The organism is Rhizobium sp. HT1-10 (assembly GCF_049472505.1).
In the GTDB taxonomy this organism is placed as follows: domain Bacteria; phylum Pseudomonadota; class Alphaproteobacteria; order Rhizobiales; family Rhizobiaceae; genus Rhizobium.
Genome location: NZ_JBCEBQ010000022.1, coordinates 1 through 11,778 on the forward strand (window position 1 = coordinate 1; position 11,778 = coordinate 11,778).

General features: G+C 57.3%; 7 protein-coding genes and 2 pseudogenes. 1 reads left to right on the plus strand and 8 read right to left on the minus strand.

Features of this window, described 5'->3' with window-relative positions; translation table 11 throughout:
• Positions 1-351 precede the first annotated feature (351 nt).
• From VH564_RS25355 to VH564_RS25385, 7 genes are all read right to left on the minus strand, one after another.
• The gene (locus VH564_RS25355; protein ID WP_423342614.1) at positions 352-3,423 is read right to left on the minus strand and encodes an efflux RND transporter permease subunit; all 3,072 of its coding nucleotides are present in this window, start codon (positions 3,421-3,423) and stop codon (positions 352-354) included.
• Positions 3,420-4,499, minus strand: a complete 1,080-nt coding sequence (locus VH564_RS25360) for an efflux RND transporter periplasmic adaptor subunit (RefSeq protein ID WP_423342615.1) — start codon at positions 4,497-4,499, stop codon at positions 3,420-3,422. Before VH564_RS25360 ends, VH564_RS25355 begins: the two co-directional genes overlap by 4 nt.
• Positions 4,496-5,572 carry an efflux RND transporter periplasmic adaptor subunit gene (locus VH564_RS25365; protein ID WP_423342616.1) on the minus strand — a complete coding sequence of 359 codons (1,077 nt, stop codon included), beginning with the start codon at positions 5,570-5,572 and terminating at the stop codon, positions 4,496-4,498. Before VH564_RS25365 ends, VH564_RS25360 begins: the two co-directional genes overlap by 4 nt.
• Before the next feature lie 166 nt (positions 5,573-5,738).
• Positions 5,739-6,143, minus strand: coding sequence for a hypothetical protein (locus VH564_RS25370; RefSeq protein WP_423342617.1), 405 nt, complete (start codon positions 6,141-6,143; stop codon positions 5,739-5,741).
• A 28-nt stretch (positions 6,144-6,171) separates the two neighbouring features.
• A complete protein-coding gene (locus tag VH564_RS25375) occupies positions 6,172-6,570 on the minus strand; it encodes a hypothetical protein (protein ID WP_423342618.1) in 399 nt (132 codons plus the stop codon).
• A 345-nt stretch (positions 6,571-6,915) separates the two neighbouring features.
• Positions 6,916-7,731, minus strand: a complete 816-nt coding sequence (locus VH564_RS25380) for an AraC family transcriptional regulator (protein WP_423342619.1) — start codon at positions 7,729-7,731, stop codon at positions 6,916-6,918.
• A gap of 79 nt (positions 7,732-7,810) precedes the next feature.
• Complete coding sequence (locus VH564_RS25385) at positions 7,811-9,952, minus strand: TonB-dependent receptor (RefSeq protein ID WP_423342620.1); 2,142 nt, start codon at positions 9,950-9,952, stop codon at positions 7,811-7,813.
• A 556-nt stretch (positions 9,953-10,508) separates the two neighbouring features.
• On the opposite strand from VH564_RS25385, the pseudogene VH564_RS25390 reads away from it, so the two are divergent.
• Positions 10,509-11,591 (plus strand): annotated as a pseudogene (locus VH564_RS25390) (IS3 family transposase); the annotation flags it as partial.
• Positions 11,592-11,608: 17 nt separating this feature from the next.
• Here the strand turns inward: VH564_RS25390 and VH564_RS25395 are convergent.
• Positions 11,609-11,778 (minus strand): annotated as a pseudogene (locus VH564_RS25395) (IS630 family transposase); the annotation flags it as partial.

Genomic DNA, 11,778 nt, shown 5'->3' on the forward strand with positions numbered 1-11,778 from the left:
TTCTCGGCGATCACTGTGGCGCTGATGCCAGCAGTCTTCCAGCGCGCGATCTTGCGCCGCTCATCCATGTCAATCTGCGAGTAGGTGCGTTCCATGTCTCATTCCTTGCAAGCGATAAACCATTGTTATCTATTGCAAGTCGCACTTCATCCTTGAACCCACCATCAGTGGGTTACGAAAATGCGTAATGCGATTTATGGAACTTTTCCTCGCGCTCGATGTCTCATTTTGCTCTGTTGACTGGGCACAGCATCGCCACATTGCTATTTGATGACCATGCCCCTTTCCTACAAGTAAGGGAGGTCGAACCTCACATCAGTTGGCTACCCGCATGACTGCATGACCACCAAATCAAACGGCGGCCGTCTCGTGCTCAACAGGTTCTTCTTCACGCCGAATGCGGAACCAGGCGACGTAGAGGGCCGGTAGAAACAGTAGTGTCAAAACCGTTCCGACGACAATGCCGCCCATCATGGCGTAGGCCATCGGTCCCCAGAATATCTCGCGGGAAATGGGAATGAGGGCAAGCGTGGCCGCGGCGGCAGTGAGCAGGATGGGCCGCATGCGATGCTCGGTCGCTTCGATGACCGCCATCCAGGGCGGCCTACCCTCACTTCGAAGTTGTTCGATTTGCACGACAAGGATGACCGAGTTGCGGATCAGGATGCCGATCAGCGCCAATATGCCGAGGATCGCCACGAACCCCATGGGTGCGTTGCTGAGCAGCAGCGCCGACGCCACGCCGATGAGGGCTGTCGGCGCGACGGCAAACACAAGGAACAACCGGCTGAARCTCTGCARCTGGATCATCAGGATCGTTGCCATGGCAAACAGCATGAGCGGTGCGACAGCCGCGATGGGTCCCTGTGCCTTGCCGCTTTCCTCGACAGCACCRCCATTGACGATGSTGTAGCCCGGCGGCAGGGTCTTGCGGAATTCRTCGACCTTGCCCTGCAGTTCGCTAACGATCGTYGCCGGCTGYGTCGGWCCTGACACGGCGGCCTTGATGATGATCGTCGGTATSCGGTTGCGGCGCCAGATCTCCGGCTGTTCCAGCTCGTAGTGGAARTTGGCWACRGCYGARAGCGGCACSGARTTYCCGCTCGTYCCRGGCARYTGCAGGTTYTTCAGCGTCTCGATCGAGCCRCGGTCCGWATCCTGGGCCCGYCCGAYGACGTYGATCAGGTAGATRTCGTCCCGGATCTGCGTCRCGCTCGATCCCTCGACGATGCTGTTGAGTGCCGTGGCAATGTCGGAGGACGTCACGCCCAGCTGGCGGGCCTTGTCCTGGAGGACGTCGACCTTGACCACCCGCGACGGCTCGTTCCAGTCGAAGGTCATGTTCGTCAGAAGCGGATGCTGACCGACGATGCCCGCCAACTGCTGGGAGAGGTCCCGCAGCTTCTGGATGTTCGGACCGCTGATGCGATATTGTACAGGCTTGCCGACGGGAGGGCCGATGTCGAGAAGCTTCACGAACGCATCGGTGCCGGGAAAGGTCTTGCTMAGATAGGCCTGCAGGTCWGCCCGRACCTTGTCGCGCACGTCGACGCTTTTGGTGACGATGACCATTTGACCGAAGGAGACATCGGGCGTCTGGACATCGAAGGACAGGATGAAGCGGGGCGCGCCTTCGCCGACGTAGCTGGTCCAATGGGTGATGTCGTCGTTGTTGGCGAGCTTCTCCTGTTCAAATTTCGCCATCTGCCTGTTTGTCTCGGCGATCGAGCTGTTCTGGGGCAAATTCCAATCGACGATCAGTTCAGGACGGTCCGATGATGGGAAGAACTGCTGCTGGACAAGGCCCATGCCGACCACTGAAAGCCCGAAGGCGATAATAGTCACGCCGATGGTGATCCAGCGGAACCGCATGGCACCGCGCAGCATCCAGGAAAAGCTCCGCGCAACGCGGCCCTTGCGCTCGTGGTGGGATTTCAAGGTCTTCGGCAGCAAAGTCACGCCAAGCAGCGGCGTGAAGACGACGGCGACAACCCAGGAGACAAGCAGCGAAACCGCGATGACCACGAACAGGGTGAAGGTGAATTCGCCGGCCGCGCTGTTGTTGAGACCAATCGGAATGAAGCCCGAAACCGTGACCAGCGTCCCTGTCAGCATCGGGAAAGCCGTTGACGTGTAGACGTAGGTGGCGGCCTTCTTGAGATCGTCACCCGCCTCGAGGCGCGCGACCATCATTTCGACGGCAATCATGGCGTCGTCGACCAGCAGGCCGAGAGCGATGATCAGGGCGCCGAGCGAAATGCGCTGCAGCGAGATGCCGCTATAGGACATCACCAGGAAGGTGATTGCCAGAACCAGCGGTATCGAGATGGCCACGACCAGTCCCGCACGCGCCCCAAGGCTGATGAAGCTGATGGCAAGGACGATCAGAATGGCTTCGAACAGCGCCCGCGTGAAGCCTGATACGGCTTCGTCGACGACGGCGGGCTGATCCGAGACACGGGCGATGTCCACGCCGATCGGCAGATCGGCGGTGATGGCTTCCATCTTCTGATCGAGGCCCTTGCCGAACTCCAGCAGGTTGGCGCCRCTGCGCATTCCGATCGAAAGTCCGATCGCCGGCTTGCCATTGTAACGGAACAGGCTTGACGGTGGGTCGACATAGCCGCGCCGGATCGTGGCGACGTCCGAAAGTGGGAAAAAGCGGTTGTTGACGCGCAGATTRATCGCCTTGAGGCTCTCTTCGGAGCTGAACTGCCCACCGACGCGCAACGCGATCCGCTCCGGACCGGCATCGACGAAGCCCGATTGCGTGACCGCRTTCTGGGCGGTCAGCGTATCGATCACGGACTGGCGATCGATGCCGAGCGCCGCGATCTTSCGGGTCGAGAATTCGAGATAGACAGCCTCRTCCTGGGCTCCGACCAGATCGACCTTGCCGACATTGGGAACCGTCAGAATCTTCGACCTGGCGTTTTCAACGAGGTCGCGGAGCTGCCGTTGGGTCAGTCCATCGCCCATGAAGGCATAGATATTGCCATAGACGTCGCCGAATGTGTCATTGAAGAACGGCCCGTTGACGCCCGAGGGGAAGTCYCCCTTGATGTCGCCGATCATATTGCGMACCCGCACCCAGGTCGCTTCGACATCCTTGGCCTTGGTGGTCGCAAGAAGATCGATGAAGACGGTGCTCTTTCCAGCCGTGGTCTCGCTGCGGGTGAAATCGAGCGCGCCCAGTTCCTCGAGCTTTTTCTCGATCCGATCGGTGACCTGGCGGCTCATCTCGTCGGCAGACGCGCCGGGCCACTGCGCCTGGATGATCATCGTCTTGATCGTGAAATTCGGATCCTCCTCGCGGCCGAGGCCGATATAGGAGAAGGCGCCGGCAAGGATGAAGACGATCATGAAATACCAGACGAGCGAACGGTGCTCGAGCGCCCAGTCTGAAAGGTTGAATTTTTTCACGGGTKTTCACCTTGGTCGATACGGACAGCCTGGCCGTCGCTCAATTTATGAACTCCGGCGACGACCACGCGCTCGCCGGGATTGATGCCGCCTGTCACGTTGACGATGCCTCCGTCCACCACAGGCCCGTCGATTGTGACCGGGTGCAGSGASACCTTYGCTGCCGCGGTGTCGACCAGCCAGACGTTCGCCTTGCCGTCTTTCAGGAGGATTGCGGAGGACGGCAGCACGATCATCGGCTTTGACGCCGCGCTGGCCGAAGCGGTGATCACCGAACCGATGCGGAAGGCCTCCGGCGGGTCGATCAGGGTGATCTTGGTGCGGCTGGTCCGGGTCAGCGATTCTGCCTCGGGAGCGATTTCGCGCACGACACCCTTGCTCGTCACCGTCGGGTCGAGCTGGAGGGCAACCTGGAACGGCGCTCCGATGCTCAATTTGCCGAACCCGGCTTCTGGAACGTCGATGACCGCATCGCGCTGGTCCGGACGCGCGATGGTGGCRACGCTCGATCCGGCGGATACGACCTGGCCGACCTCCGCCGAGGTGGCGGTTACGACCCCATCGAATTCGGCGAGCAGCTTGGCGTAACCCAGCTGCTCCTGCGYCTTGTCGAGATTGGCCTGCGCCTTGCCTACGTCGGCAATAGCGCTCTTATGCGCCTGTACCGCTTGCTCSAGYGAYGCTTCRCTTCCCGACTTSGTSGCYGCGAGCGACTGYTGMCGYGCTTCGCTSGASGCCGCATTGACGAGCTCGGCCTGGCTGTTGGCAAGATCGGACTGGGCGCTTCTSACMGCSAGTTCGAGCGACAGGGGATCGATGGCTGCAACSACGTCGCCCTTCTTGACGGTATCGCCGACACTGACGTTGCGGGCGACGATCCGGCCGAGCACCCGAAAGGCCAGCTGCGTCTGGATCTTTGCCTCGACGGTYCCKGGCAGCGAMAGCGTCGATGTTTCRGACRKYTTGGCRATGRTCGASAGCACCGGRCGRATRGGTTCSGGAYGSGCYTCCTCYTTCTGACARGAGGYKAGCAGGRCAAGSSCGAKRGCCGCGAGAACAMKATGGCGAACGGTCATTCGGCGGCACCCTTTCCATAGGAAACAACTTGACCCGGACGCAGGAACTTCSYGCCATCSGCRACGATGATRTCGCCGRCGGCGACRCCTTTGCTGACGGCRAATTTGCCGGTRCCRTAGGTYGCGAYRTCKATSGSRCGGATGKWCACCTGYGMAGAWGCGGGATCGACGACCCAGACMGCCGGRTGWCCMGCCTTYGAGGCCATGGCCGACCASGGMAGTTCGATSGYYTGCTGCGCCTGCGACCGGAATGTACCGCTGACCGCCGAACCGAGCGGCATATTCACGGTCTCGCCGAGTCCGACCTTGACCTTGATCGTTCCCATCGCGGAATCGATCGTTGGCGATAYCTCGCGCACGGGCGCKTCGACATGGCGRCTCGGGTCGGAAAGCAAGGTTATCGTCACTGCATCGACCGGCTTGTTCTTGAGGAACAGCGATTCATAGACGTTGAAGACYGCATCGCGGGCACCGTCATGGGCGAGCGTAAACATCGTAGACGCAGCTTGGGCGACCTGGCCGACCTCGGCGTTGCGGGCGGTGATCACGCCATCGGCGTCGGCCCTTAGCTCCGTATAGGAGAGCGCGTCCTGCGCCGTTTCGAGCGAAGCTTCCGCCGATTTGGTGGTGCCCTGGGCCGTCAGCAGCGTTTCCTGCGCCTGGTCGAGCGAAGCCTTGGTCGTCACCTGCGTCTTGAACAGGCTTTGCTGGCGCTCGAATGCCAGCCGCGCCTGTGTCTCGGAGGCCTCCGCAGATTCCAGCGTCGCCTTGGCGACTGCGAGATCTGCCTTTTGCTCGGCGGGATCTATCCGCGCCAGCACCTGCCCTGCCTTGACGGCTGTGCCGACATCGACAAGGCGCTCGATAATCTGTCCGCTGACCCTGAACGACAGGTCACTCTGGACGCGAGCGGCGATCTCACCGGTAATTGTATTGCTCTCGGCCACGGCTGCGGTTGCGGCGACGACCGTCTCCACAACCCTTGGCGCTGCCGCGCTGCTCTGTTGTTTCTCACAAGAGCAAAGCACAACGGTAGCAGAAGCCAGCAGTGCGACGCTGAATACGCTGTTCATGAATTGGCGCCTTGGTTCAGTGGGGGTTTAAGATACTTGACTAACGCCATAGGCCAAGGTGACCCCACACCAGATCGGATCGGAGAGGTGAGCAGTGATCATCAAATGATGGCGTTCGGTGGTTATGAGATGAACATCGCCCTTGCAATGTTCGCTCACTAGTCTGTCATGTTTTTGCAGACCCGGCGGGCACCGATAGCAGTGTTCCGGCGATCTCCAGGGCCTCCTCACGAGACGAGGCGATCCTCAGCGGATAGCCCCAGAATTTGGCAAACGCCACACCGAAAGGTTTGAACGCCAAACGCTTGATAGCGCTTGGCTCAATCACAATCATCGCCAGCACCAGCGTCCGAAGTTCGGCCTTGTGTTTTTTCATCCAAAGGGAGGTGCGTTTCTTTTCTTCCTGGCTGTGCTCATGGCCTTCGGTCGGAGCGGAATCGGTCAAAAGCACGAATGGTGCGCCGCGGCTCAGGTTGGCCTCGAACGCTTCGAAATCCTTATCGTGATTGTGATCGGGACCTTCGTCATAACTCATCCAGACGAGCGGGAAGTTCGCGCTGTTCAAAGGCATGTATTGTCTCCTTGCCGGGATATATGCTTCAATTCGAACGGATGTGGCGCCACGACATGGCCAGCGCGACCGCGCCGGGAAGCGTGACTGCGAGCAGCTCCAAAGCAACGAGATGGCTGCCGTCGCGTAAGCCATCCGTTACGCCGCCGAGCGTGCTCATGGTGAAGAGGAGGCCACCAAGAACAAGCATCGTCCAGTCGGTTGCGCGCCTTTCAGCAAGCGCCAGCAAAGGCGGGACGACCCAGGCGCCGTAAAAAATTGAGACACTCCATAAGGCGGCGGGGCCGAAAGTGATGACCTGCATCGTCCCCCCGCTTCTGACGTAGTCGTTCAGATAAGAGAAACATTGGATCGTGACGAAGATCGCGGCGCCGATCGCGGGGACAAGCCACGCAAGTGCGAGCCTAATTGCTTTTTTCTCGATCACGTAAGTCCTCCCATCCAAATTCACTCGATCGGAGCAGTTGACACTGCAGACCGCCCGTCCGCAGCATTAAATCAATCAGCGAATGGCGTCATTGCGCAATAACGCCTTTATATTATCTGATCCGGCCAAAATAGGAACGCCGAGCCTCCAATGTACCTGTACCTTCTTGCTCCGTATCGATCGGCTATCCCACGTTGACGCGTCGGCGTCGCGATCGGAACTTCCGTGCCAAATCCGCAAGGCATTTTGGTCCCGGAGACTAGCGAGATAAATCTTTTTTGAACCGGCTTGCGAAGCCGTGGTTGCGACGGGATCTGATCCGGCAATTTGGTGGTCGCGCCACTCTCAAGACGAGCGTTCCTCGGCCAGACTGTAAGTTTGATCCATCAGGTATCGGGCTGGCGGCTTACCTAACGTTTTTCGAAACATTGTCACGAAACTGCTTGCGCTCTCATATCCCAGATCTAACGCGACATTTTGAACGGTTTCACGGTCACCAAGTCGTTGAAGTGCTAGAACGACATGCATCTGACGTCGCCAGCGGCCAAAGCTCATCCCGGTTTCAACGTGAAGCGATCGGCTCAAGGTACGTTCACTCAATCCGATCCTGGCCGCCCATTGGGCCAAAGTCGCCTTGTCTCTCGGATATTTGAGAAGCAAGTCCGCAAGTTGGCGAAGGGGAATCGATTTCGGCATGGGAAACGAAAGCTTCACTTCTTGCGCCGCTTCAAGTTCATCCAACAGGACGGCCATGATGCGAAAATCCGCGTCGAAAAATGGCGCATCGACAGGCGATTGCGCGCACCGAAGAACCAGTTCCCGAAAGAGGGGCGAGACGGAAAGAGTTGCACATGACTTTGGCTGTTTGCTAATCAATTCTGGTTCGATGAAGACAGCGTAACACTCGATATTACCCGACATGCGCCCTGAATGAGCTTTCCCTGCGGGCATCCATAGCGCACAATGAGGAGGGACGATCCAAACACCATCATCTGCTTCACAGGTCATCATTCCTCTAAGGTTCAGCAAAAGCGAGGACTTTCTATGGGCGTGTTGACCTTTCTCCCAGTAGGCAATGGCTTTCTTTGCACCCACGGCCATGAGAGGTTTTTCTACCATATCAGGATCAAATCCTGTCTCGAATTCTTCCAAGATAGGCATTGAAAAACCTCTCCATCATGCTCAACCAGTATTGGCGTAAACCCACATGCCATCAAAGCGCTGCAAAGCGTAGCCGGTATTAGAAGGACTTTGAAATCCCGACCCCCAGGACGCGACCTTGGCTGACGGAAACAAGTTGGCTTCCGAAGGACCCGGCGGCGCCGAACGTTTCATAACGTTCGTCAAATAGGTTGCGTCCGAAACCGTAAATTTCAAAATCTCCGCCACCGTTTTTCCAGCCAATCCGAGTATTGACGATGTGATATGCGTCAAGGTCGAATGTGGACTGCACGTCAGCGGGGCGAGAGCTTTTGTACTGATAATCGATGGCGGCGTTGAAGGAGCCCGGCAAGCCCACCATCTCAGCATCCGTTTCGTAAGCTAAGCCTGCCGAAACGCTCCATTCCGGAATATTGGGAACCCGGTTTCCTTCAAACATCGAACTTGCTCCGTCCGAGCCTAGCCGAGTGTGTGTGTAGCCCAGGCCTGTGTTAAAGCTTAATTCATCTGTAATTGCAGTGCGCGCCTGCAATTCGAACCCCGACGTCTCATAACCCTGGAAAGTAGTGGCGAATCCTCCAATCCCGGGATCGAAATAACTCAGGACTCCGTTCTTCACGTCGTTATAAAAGATACTCCCGTCCAATTCGACACGGTCATCGAAGAGTGCGACCTTGGTGCCAAGTTCATAGGTCCAGTTTTCGGCGGCCGGGTAAGCGTCAGCCACAATGCCGTCATTAGGATACGAAAACAGCGGGTATATTTTTGTTCCATGTCCACGCGCGATGGAGACATAGCTCTGTGCGGTCTCGCTCCACTTGTAAGCCAGCGCAGCGCGTCCCGTAAGATAGGTTCCATCAGCATCGCTGTTGCCCGTGAGGCTTGGAACTCGGAGATCATTGGTCTTTTTCACTTTGCTATCATCATGATTTAGACGCCCGCCAAATGACACTTCCCAATTCTCGCCAAGCGGTACGGAGGCGTCACCGAACAGGCCAACATTCAAAGTACGAAGATTGGTATTCATGGTCACGCGACCGGAATATGGGAATGGTGCGCACTGCGGAGCCGTGCAACTATGGTCGAGATCCGAGTAGTTGGCACTCGCTCCCACGACCCACCTAATATTATCCCCTTCAAGAGAGTTCAGTCGGACTTCCTGACTGAAGGCTTTTTCCTCATCAACACCGTGCCAAACATTGCTGCCCACCAACGGGAAAAACGACGGAATGAGGATATCGTTTGCTTCAGTCCGGGACTTTATCTTGTTATTCTGGAAGCCCGTAACGGAAGTGAGGGAAAAGTTCTCGAACTCGTGTTTGATATTCAATCCGACATCGGCATGGGTGGTAACATAATCAGGTTCTGTCACGACACCGCTGATCGGGAACCCCGGCGCTTCGCGCAAGAGCGAGAATGGGGCATTTGAATTGTCGTGGAGATAGTTTCCTGTTAGCGTCACGGTCGTGTCATCGAGGCCACTGGACTGTAGGCCTCCGCGGAAGGCGCCGACTTTTCTTGCTCCGAGATCGTTGGTGAACAGGCTATCGATATCCCCATTATAATGATTGAAACGAATTGCCATTCGGCCGTTCAAAGCGTCGGGAATAACCACGCCGCCGAGCGTGGCTTCGCCCATGGCATACCCATGTTCGCCATATTCCGTCGTAATTTTGGCCTCGTGTTCTCCATCCGGCTGTTTGGTGGTCACGTTGATTGCACCGCCAAGTGCATTCGTGCCCCAAAGCGTTCCCTGCGGTCCGCGAAGAACTTCGACATGATCTATGTCGAAGAGCATATTCTGAGAGCTCATCATGCTCTGGGGTATGCCATCGACCGCAAATCCGATTGTGCCATCGGAAAAGTTGTTCGGCACACCAAGGGAACTGATGCCGCGGATAGAAAAGAACTGTCGCCCTACGGTTGAATTTTGCCACACGACGTTTGGAGCAGCTGCTGCGATTGATCCGCTCGAATCAAGTGCATTGTTCTCAATATCTTGCGGCCGTACGACGGTTATGCTCTGCGGCACGTCCTTTAATTGCTCTTCCGTTTTACGTCCCGTTACGACTATCGGCTTAAGGACCGTCGCATCCTGAGCGTTCGCAGGGACGACCCACGTGGCTAAAATCGCAAGCAACGGCACGCAAGCAAGGTATTTAATCTCATTATAGCTATAAAGTCTATTTTGTCCGACTTGATAATTTAGGTTGCTGCACACAATCTGTCGCCCCGATTAACTTGACAATAGCAGTCTTGTAATCGGCTTCTTGGTCACCCGCATGTCGATACACGGCCAAAATATTTTTCATTTCCGCCAAACCGTTCCGCTGACCAAGGCCGCTGACATTCATTTGATTGCGAGTTGCCGCCCTACGACAGTAACTCCTCCAAACTGTTTGAGATCGCTGAAAACGTTCTCGACGAGATCGCGCCAGCGTTACGTGGCGTATACACGTCGAAGTCCTTTCGTGCCGCTTTCGGCGGTCACGGGCGGGGTTTGCGTATGGCGGAGCAAGTTGGGCAGATTGTTGCCCAAGCCCCTCTCCGCCAACAGCACCTCCATGATAGTGTGCCCCCTTAAACGGATCACTTCGAGCATTCCCCCGGATTGTACTAGATGAGAACGACCGGTGCTCGTGTGCCAGCGTGGGCACAGCGGCAATCTGTTTCCTGGTGGCAGCCAGAAACGCGTGATCGCTCCTTTTGCTTAGAGAGCTGGCTCGGGAAATCTGAACAGCTAGGATAAGTGGAATTTCTGCCTGACTTCGGCTTAGATGCCGGGAACAGGAGATACCATGACGAGACGACCGCGCCGGAACCACAGCCCGGCTTTCAAGGCAAAGGTGGCGCTCGCCGCCATCCGAGGTGAGCAAACATTGGTGGAGTTGTCCCAGCAGTTCGATGTGCACGCCAACCAGATCAAACAGTGGAAAGACCAGCTCCTTGAGGGGGCGACAGGCGTTTTCGGTGATGAAGCGAAGGCGGAACCGGCGGGTCCAACCGTCGATGTCAAAACACTGCACGCCCCGCGACAAACTGCGTTTGCGCTGAGATCGGCGAGCTGACACTGGAGAACGATTTTTTATCCGGTGCGCTCGGCAAGGCGGATTGCTGGGCGGAAAGAAATGATCGACCGCTCACACAAACTGTCGGTCGCACGCCAGGCGAAGCTTCTCGGCTTCAGCCGTGGCAGTGTCTATTACATGCCGCGTGCGGTGCCTGACGGCGATCTTGCACTGATGCGGCGGATCGACGAACTGCATCTCGACTACCCGTTTGCCGGAAGTCGAATGTTGCAAGGGCTCTTGAGGGGAGAAGGGCTGGAAACTGGGCGGCTGCACATCGCCACGCTGATGAAGAAGATGGGCATCGAGGCGATTTATCGCCGCCCAAACACCTCAAAACCAGCGCCTGGGCACAAAATCTATCCCTATCTTCTGCGCAAGTTGGCGGTCACCCGGCCCAACCAAGTCTGGGCAATGGACATAACCTAGGTTCCGATGGCTCGCGGTTTTGTCTATCTCTGCGCCGTCGTGGACTGGTTCAGCCGGAGGGTTCTGTCGTGGCGGCTGTCGATCACGATGGAAGCGGCCTTCTGCATCGAAGCGGTTGAGGAGGCGCTTGCCCGATATGGCAAACCCGACATCTTCAACACCGACCAGGGATCGCAGTTTACCTCTGTCGACTTCACCGCCGTGTTGAAGAAGGCGGAGATCGCCATCTCGATGGACGGCAAGGGTGCGTGGCGGGACAACGTGTTCGTCGAACGGCTCTGGCGTTCGATCAAATACGAGGAAGTCTACCTGCACGCCTACAACACCGTGTCCGAGGCCCGCGTCGGCATCGGCCGATATCTTATACGCATCCTCACTGACTAGAACCCATTTGCCCATTCTCTGCGCCCAATTGACATTATGCGCCACGGCTGGCTTTCGAGCTTTCGCCAAGCATCGCAGCAGTGAGCGACAATGTCGTCGTATGATTTAAAGATACGGTTCGACAGCCAGTTCTCGCGCATGAAGAGCCAGAGGTTCTCAACCGGGT

Coding starts and splice junctions, on each gene's coding strand:
- VH564_RS25370 (WP_423342617.1), bottom strand. CDS start 6,143: ATGCCTTTGAACAGCGCGAACTTCCCGCTCGTCTGGATGAGTTATGAC.
- VH564_RS25380 (WP_423342619.1), bottom strand. CDS start 7,731: ATGCCTATCTTGGAAGAATTCGAGACAGGATTTGATCCTGATATGGTA.